Source organism: Waltera acetigignens (assembly GCF_025567015.1).
Lineage (GTDB): Bacteria > Bacillota > Clostridia > Lachnospirales > Lachnospiraceae > Acetatifactor > Acetatifactor acetigignens.
On sequence record NZ_JAOQJO010000002.1, the window covers coordinates 62,437 to 81,552 of the forward strand.

The 19,116-nt window shown below is 48.2% G+C and carries 13 protein-coding genes; all 13 read right to left on the reverse strand.

Translation table 11 applies throughout. The features are described 5' to 3' along the window. Position 1 precedes the first annotated feature (1 nt). Positions 2-940, reverse strand: coding sequence for a glycosyltransferase family 2 protein (locus OCV96_RS03000; protein ID WP_227731975.1), 939 nt, complete (start codon positions 938-940; stop codon positions 2-4). Positions 941-1,118: 178 nt separating this feature from the next. Then, on the reverse strand, positions 1,119-2,351 hold the full coding sequence (locus OCV96_RS03005; protein ID WP_118502320.1) for an LCP family protein: 1,233 nt from the start codon (positions 2,349-2,351) through the stop codon (positions 1,119-1,121). 17 nt (positions 2,352-2,368) lie between these two features. Further along, positions 2,369-3,775, reverse strand: coding sequence for an undecaprenyl-phosphate glucose phosphotransferase (locus OCV96_RS03010; RefSeq protein ID WP_227063632.1), 1,407 nt, complete (start codon positions 3,773-3,775; stop codon positions 2,369-2,371). 101 nt (positions 3,776-3,876) lie between these two features. Further along, positions 3,877-4,893, reverse strand: coding sequence for a glycosyltransferase family 2 protein (locus OCV96_RS03015; protein ID WP_022313595.1), 1,017 nt, complete (start codon positions 4,891-4,893; stop codon positions 3,877-3,879). Beyond that, positions 4,890-6,314: a glycosyltransferase gene (locus OCV96_RS03020; RefSeq protein ID WP_262593457.1), complete on the reverse strand. Its 1,425-nt coding sequence runs from the start codon at positions 6,312-6,314 to the stop codon at positions 4,890-4,892. Before OCV96_RS03020 ends, OCV96_RS03015 begins: the two co-directional genes overlap by 4 nt. 149 nt (positions 6,315-6,463) lie before the next feature. Further along, entirely contained in the window at positions 6,464-8,185 is a 1,722-nt protein-coding gene (locus OCV96_RS03025) for a phospho-sugar mutase (RefSeq protein WP_117467082.1), read from the reverse strand. A gap of 97 nt (positions 8,186-8,282) precedes the next feature. Continuing rightward, positions 8,283-10,349, reverse strand: coding sequence for a glycosyltransferase family 2 protein (locus tag OCV96_RS03030; RefSeq protein WP_022313588.1), 2,067 nt, complete (start codon positions 10,347-10,349; stop codon positions 8,283-8,285). 51 nt (positions 10,350-10,400) lie between these two features. Then, the gene (locus OCV96_RS03035) at positions 10,401-12,434 is read right to left on the reverse strand and encodes a glycosyltransferase family 2 protein (RefSeq protein WP_262593458.1); all 2,034 of its coding nucleotides are present in this window, start codon (positions 12,432-12,434) and stop codon (positions 10,401-10,403) included. 13 nt (positions 12,435-12,447) lie between these two features. Then, positions 12,448-14,520 (reverse strand): class I SAM-dependent methyltransferase, encoded by a 2,073-nt coding sequence (locus OCV96_RS03040; protein ID WP_262593459.1) that lies wholly within the window; start codon positions 14,518-14,520, stop codon positions 12,448-12,450. Positions 14,521-14,523: 3 nt separating this feature from the next. Next, complete coding sequence (locus OCV96_RS03045) at positions 14,524-15,864, reverse strand: ABC transporter ATP-binding protein (RefSeq protein ID WP_262593460.1); 1,341 nt, start codon at positions 15,862-15,864, stop codon at positions 14,524-14,526. A gap of 5 nt (positions 15,865-15,869) precedes the next feature. Then, positions 15,870-17,396: a hypothetical protein gene (locus OCV96_RS03050; RefSeq protein ID WP_262593461.1), complete on the reverse strand. Its 1,527-nt coding sequence runs from the start codon at positions 17,394-17,396 to the stop codon at positions 15,870-15,872. Positions 17,397-17,548: 152 nt separating this feature from the next. After that, positions 17,549-18,541, reverse strand: a complete 993-nt coding sequence (locus OCV96_RS03055; RefSeq protein WP_227063619.1) for an ABC transporter permease — start codon at positions 18,539-18,541, stop codon at positions 17,549-17,551. Then, positions 18,528-19,100 carry a dTDP-4-dehydrorhamnose 3,5-epimerase gene (gene rfbC, locus OCV96_RS03060; protein WP_117467090.1) on the reverse strand — a complete coding sequence of 191 codons (573 nt, stop codon included), beginning with the start codon at positions 19,098-19,100 and terminating at the stop codon, positions 18,528-18,530. The genes OCV96_RS03055 and rfbC overlap by 14 nt, the downstream gene beginning before the upstream one ends. Positions 19,101-19,116: the final 16 nt, after the last annotated feature.

A 19,116-nucleotide genomic window follows, 5' to 3' on the forward strand; every position in this document is an offset into this window, starting at 1 on the left:
GTCATACATCCTTTCTGTTCTGTTTCCAGTATTCCTTGTTGGAAGTAAAAGCAAGTACCCATTTTTTCGGGAGCCTGCGATAGTTCTTTCCCAGTAAATAACCTGCATATTTACAGGCGCATTGCATATAAAAATGGGGCAATCCGGCAGACATATGGTTGCTGCGCAAATATACCGTCACATCTTTCACCATTCGTTTTCCCTCGGACTCCGAAGGATATGCTGCAAAAATCTCGGGATGCTCTGCCTGCGATACTCCCAGGTCAAAGTTTCTGTGGAACTGCTGCCCGTTGGTATAATTATGAGAATGCACCACCTGCGCATCCGCCGCATAAGCCACAGAGTATCCTGCTTCCACCGCCTTTGCCGCATAGATCATATCTTCATTAAATATCGTATGTCTGACGAACCCGCCCAGTTCCTCATAGATCTCCCGGCGATAGGCCGCACAGACATTGGAGCAGAAAAAGGTCTTGATCCCCAGGCTGTCCAGGTCTGCTGCCGATTTGATCCGGGACTTTGCCGGATAGTTAAATTCTCTGGTATAGCTCTCCACCGGTGTCGAATCCTCTCGGGGCAGCTGTCTCGCATAGGCCACCGCCACTTCCCCCTGCAGGGGTTCCACCAGTTTTTCGATCAGCCTGTCATCTTTCGGCATGGCATCCTGTGTCATCATCACGAAGACATCCGCAGAAGACTTTTTTACTCCCATCCGTCTCGTACCGCCATGATCGAACTCTCTTTTGGATACATGGTATATCTTGATATTCTGATAGGTTTCCAGAAATCTGATTCCGTAGATCAGCTGTTCAAAATATTTTTCTTCCGTATTCAGAAGAATCACCTGATGTACCGGTACGCTCTGACTGCCCAGTTTATCCAATAATGTAAATAATTCTTTTCCCGGCTTATACAGGGGAATGATCACATCTATCTCCATGTCAGAGTGCTCCTCACTTTTCCAATCTCTGGTTCATTATACTTTAACTCTTATTGCGGCACAAGCCTTTTCCTACTGTCCAAGAGGATTATAACCTTCTGGGTAATGCACAAGGGAGCCCCGGCAGATTCCGGAAGACTCCCTTGTATTCCTGTTGCTTTACTCTATACACTGTTTCTTACTTATTCATATAAGGTGATGTGTCAGATTCAATCTTATTGCTGTATTCCTTCACGTTGCTGGTTACGGAATAGTTGGCATCATCAAACAGGAACTGATGCAGCCATACTACATTGCTTTCGAGATTTACCGGAATAACACAGCTTCCCTTTGCACCGATATTGCCGGTGTCACGCATGGTCTCTTCGGGGAAACCTCCTTCGTCCACTATGCGATAATTTGAAATATTGCCCAGCAGATCCAGGATGTCCTTGGAATCCAGACTGGTGTAAATGTCGTCGATGGCACTGTTGAATACCTTGGACAATGTTGCATAATCTGCTTTCTTTGCCTGATCTTCGATTGCCTGAATAACTTCACGCTGACGGGCAGCACGCTTAAAGTCGTTACCAGCGGTATAACGGATACGGCAGTAAGCAGTAGCCTGCAGACCATTCAACAGCTGCATACCGGTCTCAGTTACCGGTGTATAATCGCATTTCAAAACTTCTGCAATACCGATCTGATAGTTGTTGATATGCTTGATCTCCTCAGAGTCCACATCAATATAGATACCGCCCAGACCGTCGATCACTTCGCTCAGTCCTTTATAGCCTACGGTCACAAAGTTCGTAATATCCATATCCAGATTCATGTTCAGCATCTTAACCGCCTGCTCTGCTCCGCCATAGGAATAAGCGGCATTGCATTTCTGGTAGGAATCCGTACCGATATTCAGGTACGTATCACGATATACGCTGACCAGTTTGATATCACCGGTATCCATGTTGATGCTGGCGATCATGATACTATCGCTTCGGCTGCCCTTGTACAACAGGCTTTCCTTGGTGGCATCCACACCGAACAGGGCAATGTTCATATAGCCCTTCATAGTTTCATCCTGCTGCACCTCTTCGGGAATCTGAAGTTCTTCTGTCTCCAGAACGGTTACCTTGGGGCCCTCATTGCTGGTATGAGTCATTACCAGATACAATAATGCTACCATGAACAGGATCACTACGATCTCTATGCCAAAGATGATAACCTTTTTTCTCTTCTTGGCTGCACGCTGTTTGGCAGACATTCTCTTCTGTCCGTTCGCAGCTCCGGTTCTCTGTCCACTGCCGGCAGGTCTCTGACCGCTTCCGGCGGGTCTCTGTCCTGTAGGTCTCTGTGCGCTTCCGGAAGGTTTTCTTCCGCTTCCGGCAGGTCTCTGACCATTGCCGCCATTGTTGTTAGAATTTGTTGCCATCTTGTCTTCTCCTTGTACTAATAAGCATTTTTATTGATAAATCCTGTAAAGAACGTCATAAGAATGATCTTGATATCAAATCCAATGGTCCAGTTCTCAATATAGTAAATATCATATTCGATTCTCTTCTTGATGGAGGAATCACCGCGCAAGCCATTCACCTGTGCCCATCCGGTCAGTCCCGGCCGTACCTGATGTTTTACCATGTAACGGGGAATCTCTTCCTTGAACTTTTCCACAAACTGCGGTCTTTCCGGTCTGGGACCGACCAGACTCATATCTCCTTTTAAGATATTGAACAGCTGGGGAAGTTCATCGATACTGGTACGTCTGAGAATCTTACCGATACCGGTGACTCTGGGGTCATTGCGTACCGTCCAGCCCTTTTTCTCTTCCGCCGCCGTCTGCATTGCCATGCTGCGGAATTTGTACATATAAAACGGCTTATTATGAAGTCCTACCCGTTCCTGCTTAAAGATCACCGGTCCCGGGCTGGACAGCTTTACCAGAATTGCTGATATGAGCATGATCGGTGAGGTAATAATGATACCGAAAATGGAACCAACGATATCCATTGCCCGCTTGATCACCATATTGCCTGTATTCGTCAACGGTACATACCGGATATTGATCACCGGTAACCCCATCAGATCCTCCGTATAGGGTCTGCTGGGGATCAGACTGCTGTAATCCGGAATGAATTTGGTGTGCACCCCGGATTTCTCACAGATATCCACCACACCTTCCAGATAATCATAATCCTTCAGGGAAAGTGTGATTGCGATTTCATCCAGCTTGTTCTCCGGAAGGATGTATTCCAGATTACCAAGCGTTCCCAGTACTTTCACTCCCTTATAGGTCGTGCCGCCCGGGATGTGCTCATCCAGAATACCACACACTACATATCCCCATTGGGGATTGCTGAGGATTCTGTCAATATATTCCTCCGCCGCCCGGGAATAACCTACCAGCAAAATATGCTTCAGATTGTATCCTTTTTTCCGTATGGAACGCAATGCCTTGCGCATGATGATACGGAATACGGAAGTCAGAAAAACATTCAGGACATAAAAAATTGCCATGACGGATCGTGAAAAATTGATCTCACGGATGATCATATACAAAATAATGATCAAAGCCGCCAGGCCAATGGTATTCGCCTGCAGGATACTGTATATCTCATGTCTGCGGCGAACCGTACGCTTCGGGGAATACACACTGCACCGGTAATACAGGAACATATAACCGGGTACAATAAAGGGAAGCAGCATATAATAATCCTGCACCGGCAGGACACCGATCCCCGGACCGTCATTTAAGATATAAAATTTGATATAATAGGCAAGGACAAAAGATACTGCCGTGATCAGCGCATCTATTATCACAAGAAGCCTGTTAAAGACTTTCTGGTTGTCTTTTATCATACGGGTCACCCAATCTTTAAGTCCGAAAAGCTTCTTTTCAACGATTTCATTCTACAATAACGGTGGTTTTTTCTCAACTTAAGAATTTATGAAGCAATTTCTTAAGATTTCATAAGAATTCGAAAAACATTCAGGTATAATTGCCACTGAATCTTCACATAATTCCATAGATGGCTCCATTGAAAGTGCACCTTTGCCTGCTTTCCCACAGGACCCACGGTACGTTTCCACCCTTCGGCCAATCCCTTTAAATATAGTTTTCCCATTCTCTTCTTACAAAAAAACAGAAATTTTATGCCAAATCCAAGCAAAAAGAACGGCAGATTCAGGATCCACTGTAGTAGCGGCATATTTTTGCCGATGACATAGATATTATTGGAAGAAGAAAGTTCCGTTTTCCGGGAATTGTAGCGGGATCCCGTAGAAGCACTGCCGTAATGCAGAACGGATGCCGTCGGCTCGTACCGGTTCTCATAGCCGTAGATCCGGGCACGGTAACCGATATCCAGATCTTCCAGATAAGCAAAATGCGCTTCGTCAAAATAGCCGATCTCCTCAAATACCTGACGTCTGTAAATTGCCGCTCCGCCACAGGCTGAGAATATGCTGACATTCTTGTCATAATCCACAGCAGGCCGGCCTTTTCCCCGGGAATATGCCCATCCCAGAACGCAGTAGCGGTCTCCCGCATCATCCAGCAGCTCTGGCTTATCCCACATAAGCATTTTGGCGCTGACGGAAAAGATCTTTTCATCCTTCCGAATGGCATCATACAGTCCTTTCACAAATCCAGCTTCTACTCTGGTATCGTTGTTCAACAGGATCACATAGGGGCTTCGTGCCTCCCGGATTCCCAGATTCACCGCATGACAGAAGCCGGTGTTCTCCGGCAGGGCGATCAGACGCACCTGCGGTTTTCCCCCCTCTTCTGCCGGTGCCTCTTTTTTGCGACACCATTCGCTGTCCAGATATTCCACGCTCCCGTCAGCAGAACCATTGTCTATGATCAGCACTTCATATTCCGGTGCATTTTCCTGTCCCTGACACAGGGAAGCCATGCATTCCGGTAAATATTTCATTCCGTTGTAATTGGGTATAACGACGGTTACTTCCTTCATAGTCTCTCCCATTTCTCCGGATACTCCGGCAGATACAGCAGTCTTCCCCGTTTTCGTAATGCTTCCGATAATTGCAGACTTAAAAGCCGGATATCTGCCCCGGCAGGCAGTGTGGAGCTGTCAAATACCGGCTGTTGTTCCGGACCTCTTACTACTTCCGTATAAGGCACTCCCACGATTTTTTCAAACAATTCCCTGTCAGCTGACCGGATCCTGATGCAGCGAAGGTCTAACGCTTCTGCATCCTGGGACAGCTCCGCCCGATGAAGATAACCACCATAGTCCTTCGGCAGTCCCTCATAGAACACCTTTCCGTCCGCAGTCATTCTGCCGCCGGCGATCCTGCCGCGGTTTTTCCCAGACAGCACTCTGCCACCTACGGCAGCCACATCCGGTCTCTCCTGTAATACCTCTGTATATTGTAACCGATAAAATCCTACATGTCTGGTCTCCTCTGCCTTTGCCGGGATCCCACGCTCTGCCGCATGATCCTGCAGTGCACGCAGACCCGCTTCGTAAGCATATTTCTTGCTGTGGGGATTGGCTGCTGTAGATGCTTCATGGCATCTCCAGTGATACAGCACTCTGGGAATATGAAGAATTCTCTCCTCCCCGGAGCGGCCATCTGCAGCCAGCACCTCTGACACTGCCCGCAGCACCAGATCATAGTCCTGGGCACCGTCGCATTCTGGCCGGAAGGCCAGTTTCTTCATCAGATCTGCATCCATCACCAGAAAATGGCAGATATAGTTATTACTCAGGATTAAATCGTAATTAAAGTCTTCTTTATGGTTGGGATCGTAATATTTTGTCTCATCCCCGTTGCATTTGTCTTCATCCGAATAAGCGAATGCAACTCTGACACCTCTGTCATTTGCTTTGGTAATAGCATCTGCCATCTCATACAGAGCATCCGGTGTCAATACATCATCATGATCCAGCAGGCCGATATATTCTCCCCTTGCATAGGGTAATGCCTGATTGGTATTCGCCGCAATTCCGGCATTTTCCGTAAGGTGTATATAGTGGATCCTTGCATCCGCTGCAATAGTTTCCGCATTTTCCAGGAGCCGTTCTGTCAGGAATCCCTGATTTGTCAACGTCTCCTCCACACTGTGATCCTCTGTGGCATCCGCCAGAATCAGTTCCCAGTGAGGATAGCTCTGTTGCATAACGCTTGTTATCATTCTGTTCAGATAGATTTCCGGGGTACGATACAACGGCACTACAATGCTGAGTGTAACCGGATTATCCCATTTTCTGCAACTTTGCCTTTCCAGTTCCTCTTCCGGACAGGGCACATAAAAATAGCGGTCTGTCTCTGTCAGGCGTTCCCTTACAGAGATCCAGGTTTCCCTCAGGCCGTTGCGTTGCAAATAATATAGAGTTTTCTTAAGGTTTGCTATGTTCAGCTTTGCCACGGATACCTCCACTTTTATAAAAGAGCAAATCGCCCTTCCCGGGCGATTCGCTCTTAAAAATAACATTAACTATTCAGAACCCCATTCGCAAAATCGCTCTTCCAGAGCTTTCCTGAATAACATACTTGCATGCTATTTGCTCATGGTGGTTACAGTACAGCCTTTACATCCTCGGTCAGCTTCTCTACCTTGGCCTGTGCATCCTCTATGCTGTTACCTTTAACACCCATGTAGAACTTGATCTTGGGCTCGGTTCCGGAAGGACGGGCGCAGCACCATGCATTGTCGGGAAGCTCAAAATACAGGACATTAGACTTGGGAAGTCCGGTAGTGGTCTTCTCGCCGCTCTCCATGTCGATGACTACATCGTTCAGATAGTCACGGAATTTCTCCACTTTCAGGTCACCGAATGCCTTGGGCGGATTCTTACGAAGCTTATCCATGATCTCGGCGATCTGTCTTGCACCGTCGATACCCTTCATGGTAATGGTGTACTGGGTCTCCTTGAAGTAACCGTATTTCTCATACATGGATACCATCATATCCCACAGAGTCATGTTGTGCTTCTTGCAGTAAGCCGCCACTTCACACAGACACATAACTGCTACAACTGCATCCTTATCTCTTGCATGAGTACCTGCCAGACAGCCGTAGCTCTCTTCCAGACCGAATACATAATTGTTGCTGCCGGTCTGCTCGAAGAACTTGATCTGCTCACCGATGAACTTGAAGCCGGTCAGTACTTCGATCAACTTTACACCATAAGCTTCGGTGATGGGCTTGGTCATATTGGTGGTAACGATGGTGGTTACCAGTGCGGGATTCTCGGGCATAGCGCCGGTAGCAGTCTTCTCTCTCAGGATATATTCTGCGATCAGCATACCGGACATGTTACCGGTAAATGCCACATACTCGCCGGTCTTGGTATCCTTGGCATACACACCCAGACGGTCTGCATCGGGATCGGTTGCCAGAACGATGTCCGCATCCTTCTCCTTGGCCAGACGCAGTGCGTATGTAAATGCCTTGGGATCCTCAGGGTTCGGGTAATCCAGTGTGGTGAAGTTTGGATCCGGATTCTCCTGTTCGGGAACTACATAGACGTGCTTAAATCCCAGCTCGGACAGGATACGTCTTACCGGCTTGTTACCGGTACCGCATAACGGAGTATATACGATCTTGATGTCATCAGCCATTTCCTGAATAACATCGGGATGAATGATCTGCTTCTTCAGCTCAGCCATGTACTTGTCATCGATCTCTTTACCGATCACCTGATAGAGGCCTGCTTTTTCCGCATCTTCTCTGCTCATGGTCTTCACGGTATGATAATCCTTGATGGCCTGTACTTCGGTGATGATGTCCTTATCGATAGGAGCGGTTACCTGTGCGCCGTCCTCCCAGTATACTTTGTAGCCGTTGTACTCAGGAGGGTTGTGGCTTGCGGTCACTACGATACCTGCGGTACATCCCAGCGTACGAAGGGCAAAGGACAGTTCCGGGGTAGGCCTTAAAGATTCAAAAATGTATGCCTTGATGCCATTGGCTGCCAGACATCTTGCTGCCTCATCGGAAAACTCGGGAGACATGCGGCGGGAGTCAAATGCGATAGCCACACCCTTGCTCTGGGTGCCGCGCTTAATGATATAATTAGCAAGACCCTGAGTTGCCTTACGAACGGTATATACGTTCATGCGGTTGGTTCCTGCACCGATCACGCCACGTAAACCGCCGGTACCGAATTCCAGTTCCTTGTAAAAACGATCTTCCACTTCTGCCTCGTTGTTGCGGATTGCCAGAAGTTCATCCTTGGTCTTCTGGTCAAAATAATCATCATTCAACCAGAAATTCAGTTCGTCCATATAACTCATTTTCCTATCCTCCTGTTTTATCGCTATCTTTATCTTTCTTCAGTAAACGCTCTCCGCCATTATTTTACCATAGATTACCTTTACTGAAAAGAGCAATTTAACGTCCGCTAACCGGATCTCTCAGCGCGTAGTCACTGCGATCCAGAGAGAAATTCGGGTTGTAATAGGGGTCTCCTGCTTCCAGCTCTGCCTTCCATTTTTCACGGAAATGCTCGGATTCTTTGTTGTAACGCTCCGCCTTCTCTCCCTGATCATCCAGACCTCTGGAAATAGATTCATAATGATACAGTTCCGCAAAAGGGGTCCATACATTCAGCAGTCCCAGTTTGCGCAGTTTCAGGCAGAAATCCACGTCATTCAGAGAGATCACAAAGCTCTCGTCCAGTCCTCCCACCTGCTCATACAGACTCTTTTTCACCAACAGACATGCTCCGGTCACTGCCGTGGCATTCTGGGTATAACACAGGCGTCCCATGTAGCCGAGGTTCTGTACCGGAATACGATAATGGGTATGTCCTGCGGTGCGATGTGCCCCCAGTCCGATGACTACACCGGCATGCTGGATCGTCTTGTCCGCATAATACAGCTTTGCACCTACGGCACCCACATCTTCCCGCTGTGCATACATCAGCATCTCTTCCATCCAGTTGGCAGTGATCACTTCCGTATCATTGTTCAGCAAAAGGATATAATCTCCGGTGGCATAGGATACTCCCAGATTATTTACAGCAGAATAATTAAAGTCACCATGATAGGTCACCACAGAGATCCGGCCGTCCTCGCTGTGCAGAATCCCGCCGTCATGACCGCAGACGGTATGCAGCTTGCATCTTTCTGCGTAGGAATCATTGCCGGACAATCCCAGCAGCTGGGAATAGTAATCCCGGATTTCCGGTGTGGTGCTGTTGTTCTCCACCACGATGATCTCGTAGTTGCTCCAGGTGCTGTTCTTCTGAATAGAAGTAATACATCTCTTCAGATCTTCCACGTGATCCTTGTTGGCGATCACGATGGAGATCTTCGGATCTCCCAGAATCTGATAGCGGATCCGGAAAATTGTGGCACAGGCTCTGGTACTGGTGATCTGAAAATGTTTGAATCCATGCTTTTTCAGATGATCCGCCACGGCACCCTTTGCCGCCTCGATGGCATAGGGCTTTGCGTCAATACTGGCGGCGGTACTGCCCGCATGGCTTCTCCAGTAATACATCAGTCTGGGCACATGTACGATCTTTTGTGCTCTGTCCGTCAGACGCAGGATCATATCGTGGTCCTGCGCACCGTCAAAAGCCGTACGGAACAGTTCCTCGCCTTCCAGAAGTTTTCTGGAAAAGACGCTGAAATGACAGATATAATTGTTGGCCCGCAGATTATCAGGTGCATAATCCGGCTTAAAATGCATGGTCAGCATTTTATTAATATTGTCCTCCTGGAAGGTGGTCTCATCACAGTACAGATAATCCGCACCCTGTTCATTGATTTCCTTGACATAGGCATACAATACGGAAGGATGCAGAATGTCATCCTGATCGAACAGCCCGATATAGTCTCCGGTGGCCAGCTTGTAACACTCATTGGTGTTGTAGGAAATACCTCCGTTATGGTCCAGGTGCTTATATACAATACGGCCATCTGATTTCGCCGCGTACTCCTTGCAGAGTTCTTCGATGTAAGCATGTTCCGCATCGGAACCGTCCGCCAGACACAGTTCCCAGTTCTGATAGGTCTGGTTCATGACGCAGTCCAGCATCTGTATCTGGAACTCTCTCTTGTTATTCCACAACGGCACGAGAATACTGATCTTCGGCATATAGGGGAATACCGTTTCTTCCTCTTTCTTCCTCTGCTCCGCATCGGGAAAGCTTCCGGTACCGTAGGATTCCATCAGGCTCTTCTGGTGACTCTTGTTACGGATCTTCCGCAGAATATCTTTGGGACCACCGCAATGAGACAGCCGTTCCTTCTGTCTCTGGGCAAAATGGATCACACTTCTGGCAGGTCCTGTAGCCTTCCAGAATTTATTTTTCTTGATTCGGTCCAGTTTGAACTGCAGATCTTCCTTCTCCGATTCCAGTACTACGATCTTGTCCGCCAGATCCGCACATTTTTCATGCTCTCTCTCGTAGGCTTCCTTATAATTGATCTCGGTGTTGCTCTCTGACATATGTCTCCTCCGTGATGCTTTCACCGCATTTTAGCGGATCATGCATCTGTTTTATTCTTTTGCTGCCGGAAGCTCTACGGTCAGATATTTTCCCGTAGTATTCCAAAGTTTCAGCTTGCTGACACGATTCACCACAAGAACAGCGATCGTATAGTTTCCCGCCGGCAGTTGTTCTCCTTCTCTGAGGACACAAAAGCCGCCCAATGCCACATTTTTCTGATCCGGAAGATTTTCCTCCAGTTCCTGTCGGTAGGCAGGCATCAACTGCATGGACCACACATCCTGTTCTTCTGTTTCCCCACAGGGAATCAGCAACAGATGTTTTTCATAGCAGGCATTATCGTCTCCCAGAATTACACTGTATCCCTGGATCCGCTCCGGTCCCGCTGTCTCTACTCTGGCCATCAGGCAGTTATCCCTGCGGATCTTCTGTAATTCCTCTCCGCCAGGAAGTCCCCTTTTCCAGAAAGGCTCCTGTAAAACATTCCGATCTGTCAGATATGCCGGAACCACACGGCTGTCCAGTCCCTCCCGGTTCAGCCCCTTCGGGTAAAAAGGATCCTCTCCCCGGAACTGTGGATGCATCTGGTAGAGCAGTTCTCTCTCCTGTACCAGACGCTGCATTTTCTCAGGACTTTCATCGCTTCCCCGGCTGAGAGATTCATGGTGATATGCAAAGCGGTCGTTCCACACCACATTGTAGTATCCCATTTCCAGAAGCCGGAAGCCCAGTTCCACATCATTATAGGCTACCCGCAACACTTCCCGGAATCCTCCGGCCTCCCGGAACACCTCTGTCCGGATCAGGAGACAGGCTCCCGTCACGGCCACACAATCCTGTGTAAAACGGTTCCGTCCAAAATAGTAGCTTCTGTCATCCTCCATAAATTGTAGCTTATGCACCGGTCCCACCGGCAGATTGACAATGCCGTCATGCTGGATCTTCACGGAATCCGGATAATAAAGTTTCAGTCCCACACTGCCCACATAAGGCTGCAAGGCTCTGGACACCATTTTATCCAGCCAGTCATTCTCACATAATTCAATATCATCATTTAAGAACAGCAGCAGCTTGCCATCTGCCAGTTCTGCGCCACGATTACACATGGTGGAAAAATTGAACTCCGCAGGCTCATATACATACCGGATCGGTGTTCCGGCTGTCCGGATTTCTTCCACCAGCTGTTCTGTTTTTTTCCTGTTTTCCTCGTTACTTCCGTTATCTATCAGCAGGATTTCCACCGGAACACTGCCCTCCGGGCGTTGCGTCAGCGACCGCAGACATTTTCCCAGTACGGAAGGATTATCTTTGGAAGGAATGATCACAGAGACCCTAAGCTCTCTGGCGAACAGTTCTCTGGCTTCCTCTGCCGCTTTGGCCGCCAGTTCCACGGACAGTTTTGCGGATTCCGCTGCCGTCCGGTACTCTTCCCAGGGGTTCTGCTCATCTTCCGCTTTCTCCCGGCTGGTTTCTGCCGGTCCCTGCAGTCCGATTCCCGCAGTACCAAAAGTGCCGTGAAACAGCACTTCTTCCAGATGTCCAATGGTATGACAGCCTCTCTCAAATCCACCGGCCGCCAGAAACAGCCGGTCCATCAGGGGACGGATCTCTTCCGCTTTCGAAAATACTATTTCCCTGCCGGTGCTCTCTCCTTCTGTCACAGCCCCGGGCTCCCCCAGTTTCTGCAACAGTCTGCTCCGCACTGCCACGACGCTTCCCACATAGAAGAAAGCCCGGTAGGTATCCGGAGCCCAGCAAGGCTTAAACCAGGGGATCACACGCTCTCCGTTCTCTGACAGCAGATCTTCATCTCCATAGACGATCTCTGCCTCCGGATGCTTCACAAAATACGCATTGATCCGCTCCACAGCATTTTCCGCCAGCTGTCCTTTCTGCTGCCTGTAGATCACGAATTCCGCAAGACCGGCTCTTTCCCCGATCTCTGTGACCACTGTTTCCGCAATCTTTTTTTCCTGCTCCGCAGCCCATTGCGCGTAGGTCACCCGCAGCTTTGCCAGTTCTGCTTCATACTTTTTATCCTGTTGTCTGACAAGCATCTGCTTTACTGACGTCCGAATGCTCAAGTTTCCTGTCTCCTTAGAAAAATTTTTTCACCGCTCCCACCATGTCACTTGCCACAGCAAGGGGAATCTGCACGATCTCCATTTTCACAGTCAGGATGTTCTCTGCCTTTCTGTCCAATGCATCCACACGGATCGTCAGATTCGGATCCTCCGTGGGAAATACCACGCTGGGATGCTCCGCACCGTCTGCGGACTTTAAGATTTTTCCATTGGTGGTAACGATCTTTTTGTCCTGCACAGGAACCGGCTGTCCGTTCATGGTAAGCTCCCGGATTTTACACACGCAGGCGCACATGGCCGGATCCAGCCGTAAATAATGGACATTTCCATCGAAATTCACCGTAAATTCCGCCTGTTTTTCCTCTGCATAGACGTTCTCCGGGAAATAGGAATTTTCTTCGGAAAATCCCTGTCCCTTGTCCTCATAGATCTGTACCCTGAGTTCTCCCTCCGTCTGACGGAACCGTCCGATCCATTCCGTGGGCTTATAAATTTCGCCGCCTAAGAGATTGCGGATCTCACCCATGGACAATTTCTGTCCGGTCACATATTTCTGAAATTCCATCTCCTGCTCTCTGTACTGTCTGGCTTCGTTTTCCGTGATGCCCAGACGATCCAGAATACGATCCAGTTCCAGTGCATTACGTCTTTCATCTTCCAGTACATAACAGTATACAGCCCGGAAGGCCAGAGCTCTGGTCTCTATGGGACGGTCAAAAGTCCATTCATAATCAATCAGTGTCCAGTGGTCACCATCCACCAGAATATTGGCAAAGATCAGATCAAAGTCCGCCACCGGCACATCCTCCCCGTAGCCCACTCTCTCCAGATATTCTGCGAACAGGTTGTGAAATCCCTCCACATCCTGCCTGTCCAGGCATTCGTCCATCAGTTCCGACAGCGGTCTGCCCGGCACGAACTCAAATTCCGCATAAGGTATGCCGTTCTCTTCTCTCAGATGGCAGACATTGACATCCAGACTGCTTCCCGCATACCGTTCCTTCAATTTTTCATAAGCCTCCGGCATATGACGCACATGGGCTTCCGCTTCTTTTGTCAGCGGATATTTTCGGACCGTCTTACAGCCTTCCTTGTCCCGCAGGATCTCGGTGCGGATCCGGAAGCTTTCCGCACGGTCATTGGAATATCTGGCATATTTCAGATCCAGAGGTGCTCCGATCACCGCCATATAGGAATTGGAAAAAACGGAAAACAATCCTTCCTCCACAATTCCGTCAAAAGCACTCTTCTCATCGAACAACAGCATTCTGTCCCGGTCAAAATTCCGCAGATTGTTGGACAGCTCTCCACGTCCTGGAAGATAAGCATCGGAATAGACTGTGGTCATAAATTTATAATCGGGATACGGATAATAAAAACTGCGTTCTCCCACACCGCAGGCATCGAAAATGCGCTCCAGCTTTTTCCGGGAAAACGTGCGTACCACACCGCCCTCCGGATAATTTTCAATGCCGGAAAACCAGCTGCCCAGATGATCTTCCTTGCATCCGGCAAAATATTTCAATCCGTATTTGTTCTCAATGGCAATCACGATCCTGCCGTCCGGTGCCAGATGCTTCTGCAGGATCTTAAGGAAATCCTCGTAAGGCGTCTTGCCGCCTATGTAAGCCTGTCCGTACTCAAAAACACCGATCAGACAGATATAGTCATAGTCTGCGGGAAGTTCCGGTTCCACATCCGTGAAATTGCCCACATGGATCGTCACATTTTCACATTCGCTGTGGCGGTAGGCGTTGATCAGGCTGCGCTTCTTCGAGAGATCCACACAGGTCACTTCCCCGGCTTTTCTTGCCAGTGCACCCGTGATGGCTCCGCATCCACTGCCCACTTCCAGCACTTTCTCTGTTTTCTGTATGGGAAGGAAATCCACGATATTTTCCCGGAGAGCAGACAAATGATACAGGATCGGCCAGCTCTTTCGCTCCGCAATGATCCTGTCATATTCCACCGTACTGTATTTTTTTACAATGTCTAAGATCTCGTCCTCCACACTGCCGTCGCAATAATAATCCTCGCCGGGATATTTATCCAGATTCAGTGTGATCTTCCCGATGGTCTCTGTCATTCCTTACTTCTCCTCCGCATCCCATACTTTTGTTTCGGAATCCATATCATAATATCCTACGGTGTTCTTGTCCGATACCACCGTAATATTCAAGGCATCATACAGTCTGTGATATACCTCGAAGGTATCCTGATTGTAGCCGGTCACTCCCAGAGACAGCAGATACTCACCACCCTGTAAGTTCATCTTCTGGGTAAAAGTCACATTTTTCACCTCTCCCGGCTCCACGCTGTCCAGAAAAGCCTTTTCAATCATGGTATTTGTACCGGTGATCTCCACACCGATGACGTTTTTTACAGAAAATGCAAAAATGGGGGCCGGAATATGATCCATAAAACGAACCCGCATATGGATGGTAAACATACTGCCCTTCAGGATCGCATTGGTGGGAACCCCTCTGTCATCCGTAATGTAAAATTCCTCAATCTGTGCCTGCTTCGTACCGTATTCCAGGGCATTGGGATTCTGCCCCTTGGCCTCCATGGAAGCCTGGGAAGCATCGGTCCCCTTCTCATCTGCTTTTTGGGCAGCTACTCTCTGCAGGTCTTCATCATCCAGCAGACTGGCAGTCTCTTCTCCCACACTCTCCGGGCCATCATACTGTCCCACCAATACCCTCTTGTAGGTGTCGATCATAGCCTTGGGACTGCCTTCGCCCAGGATATTTCCCTGATTCAGCAGATATACACGGTCACAATATTTGCTGATACTGCTCAGATCATGACTGACGAACACAATGGTCTTGCCCATCTTCTTGAATTCTTCGAATTTATGATAACATTTTGCCTGGAAAAATACGTCACCGACACTCAGAGCCTCATCCACGATCAGGATCTCCGGCTCGATATTGATGGCCACCGCAAAGGCCAGCCGGACGAACATACCGCTGGAATAAGTCTTCACCGGCTGATAGACGTAATCTCCGATATCCGCAAAACTTAAGATCTCCGGAAGCTTTGCCTCGATCTCCTTCTCGGAAAATCCCATCATCGTCCCGTTCAGATACACATTTTCAATGCCGTTATATTCCATATTGAATCCGGCACCCAGCTCCAGCAGAGCGGAAATACGGCCATTTACCAGCACTCTTCCCGAAGTGGGATTCAATACACCGGTGATGATCTTCAGGATCGTGGATTTACCGGAACCGTTGGTACCGATAATACCCACCGTTTCTCCCTGATAGATCTTCATGTCCACCCCCTTCAGGGCATAGTGAAGCTTATGCTTCTTCTTTTTTCCGAAGCCGAAAGCCTCCTTCATCCGATCTGAGGGCTTATCATATAGTTTATAGATCTTCTGGACATTATCGACTTCAATGGCCAGCTTTTTCTTTTCCTGCATCAATTTTAATCCTCGCTTATCAGCGTTACACTGTCTTTGTCATACCATATGGCCAGAGAACGGTTGGCCTCGTTATTTTCATCCTCCGAGAGGTCTCCCATGCACAAAAACCAGGGCTTGTAGTGATAAGGTTGCAGCTGTACATCATCCTCATCTCCCAATAGCTTCTCCACCCGTTCCAGATATTCCTGATGGAAATTATACGCTTCTCCGGTATGCACATAGTAATAGGCCCCATAAGCCGAATAATGTCCTGCCTGATTGGGTGACACCTGAAAGATCATGATAAATTCCAGACCCATAATCGCATAAAACCACCACACTGCGGCTCCGTTCCAGTTCGCCAGCCATCTTGCCGTGCTGCCTGATGCCTTCTTCTGCAGTCTTTGCTGCAGCCAGCCACACCAGTATATTTCGTTCAGGAACAACAGCAATAAATATGTGATCTTCACCGCATTCAGAGTTCTGGACAATCCGGCATGTCCGAGGGAATACAGGCTTGGGGTGTAACCGGTGGCATACAGGCAGAAGGACCACAGAAGTACGACTCCCGGATACCGGAAACGATACTCCGTCTCCTTAAGTGCCTGCCAGATCAGGGGTAACAGCATCACCATTACCATCAGAACAATAGATCCCGTAAACTCTGGAAGATGTTTTACTCCTTCCAGAAAAGATCTGCCGATGGACTCCAGGGGACTGTATCCCCAGCCGACATAGCTGCGGGCCCGCACGGAATTGCCCGGTGCCGCTACATTCAGCCCAAATCCTATAATGTATACCAGCGTAGCAGGCAACAGCCACAGTCCCTTTTTCCGGTGTTCCACTACCACACTTACAAACAGAATCGTCAACAGCGATAAAAGTCCCTGCAATGCCGTGACAAAATTGCTTCCGGCCGTGATCATGGAAAGCAGCACCGAGGCCGTAAATAGCAGCCCGGTAGCAGTTCTTCCTTCTGCTCTCTCCAGGCAGATTGCCACAGACAACATCAACAATCCAAAGCCGTGCATTCCCACGTAATGAACTCCGCCGTTATACCAGTAGAAGCCACTCTGTGCGGAATAAATAAACATAAAGACTGCCACTGTAATCACTGCCTGTGCTGCCAGGCCGGTCCACTTTTCCATGCCCAGTACTTTCCGCAGGATCACATGGGTAAATATCATGGTACCCGCCAGCAATAGCAGCAGGATGAACACTGGACCGAGGAAATAATACTGTTCTCCCCAGATTGCCGGCATCAATGCCATAAAGAAAATAGAAGAATAGGTTCCCTGCCACGCATACCACTGCGTTCTGGAGCAATCCAGTGCACCGGAGATGGCAGCCCATTTTGACTGTTCCTGCTCCATGGCAGCTCTGGCAAATCTTCCGAAATTGTAATCATCATAATACGGAACCGCATAGACTGTCAGACGAAACAATGGAATCAGCGTCAACAGCAGCAGTCCGCAGCATCCCACGGCCAGCAGGATCTTTCCCGGCTTCCATAACCAAAATTTTCTAAATTTTTCACGAGCACCCTTCAATTACTTTCACCCTTTCTGTTTTCCCCACAACAGTTTTGTAATGCAGCTCCTCCCCACAAGGTTCTTCATCTATAAAAGTTTTGCTATGCTCTGTTTTTTATAATACGATTTCTCCGTTCTTCGAACTCTCGAAATCGTAACAATCATTCGTATTATAGCACGTCTGCGAAATGTACCTTCAATCGTTTGAAAATAACGGCTCCCAACCCGAACAGTACTACCGTTACGATCCAGAAATACATGGTGGAAAAGAAATCCTGGAAAAACCATTCCTTCTCATAAATAGCACTTCGATAACCGTTTACAATATACACCAGCGGATTCAGCTTCAGAATCGTGATCCAATTGCCGGACAGGGAATCCAGATTCCACAAAATAGGAGTGGCCCACATGCCGATCTGCAATCCGATACTGATGATCTGAGACAGATCCCGGAAAAATACTACTACTGCACAAGTCGTATAGCTGAGTGCCAGTACAAAAATGAACAGGCAGAAGCTATAGTATACGATCTGTATCGTATATATGGTAGGATAATACCCATAAATTGCTGCCACAATCAACAGCAGACACACAAAAAATACATGAATAAAGGTGGCTGCAATAATCTTGATGATAGGCAGGATACTGATCTTAAATACTACTTTTTTCACCAGATAGTTATATTCCAGCAGCGCATTGGTTCCATTGTTTAATGCCTCACTAAAATAGAACCAGGGTACAAGCCCAGCCGTCAGGAACAATACAAAGGGTACTTCCACACCCTCCCGCAGGGGAGTACTCGTATTACCCATGATCTTATCAAAAACAATGTAATACATAGCCACCGTGACCACCGGCTGTGCCATAGCCCATACCGCACCCAGATAAGATCCCGCATATCTTTTTTTGAAATCATTTTTGGCCAGTTTCCAGATCAGATGCCGGTTCTGGAACAGCTCCACCGGCAGTCCGGTGAATTTATCATACCAGTGAATAAAAGCAAAGCATGCCGCCGCGATCACCACACAGGAAATGATCTTCTTGGCCAGTTCCTGACCCGGATCCGCCGCAGGTCCCAGATTCTTATGGAATACAATAAGTACTGCCATGATCACTGCCGTTGTCACAAACAGGGCAATGCCCGCTTTTTTACTTACCTTCATTCTCTTTTTCCTTCACGTACTGTTCCAATGTGCCCCACTTGGTATCCTTCTCGGAAAGCGTCAGTTCCATGCCTTCTGGAATCGGCCATTTTACACCGATATCCGGTGTATTGTAAGCAATACCGCCCTCATCATCGGGATGATAAAAATCCGTACATTTATAGCAGAATTCCGCATAATCCGACAGTACCAGAAAACCATGTGCAAAATTCTTCGGGATAAAGAACTGCTTCTTGTTCTCTTCAGACAAAAGCACTCCGTACCACTGGCCGAAAGTCCTGGAACCTTCCCGCAGATCCACTGCCACGTCATAGACTTCTCCGCGGATCACGCGCACCAGCTTGTCCTGAGGAAAATGTTTCTGGAAATGCAGTCCACGCAATACACCCTTCTTGGAAGCGGACTGATTGTCCTGTACGAACACCTCAGGAATTCCCGCAGCCTTGAAATCGTTATAATTGTAAGTCTCCATAAAATATCCTCTGGCATCTCCGAATACCGTAGGAGTAATGATCTTTAATCCTTCAATTTCACAGGTTTCTACTGTTATTTTACCCATTTATTTCGTCCTCACT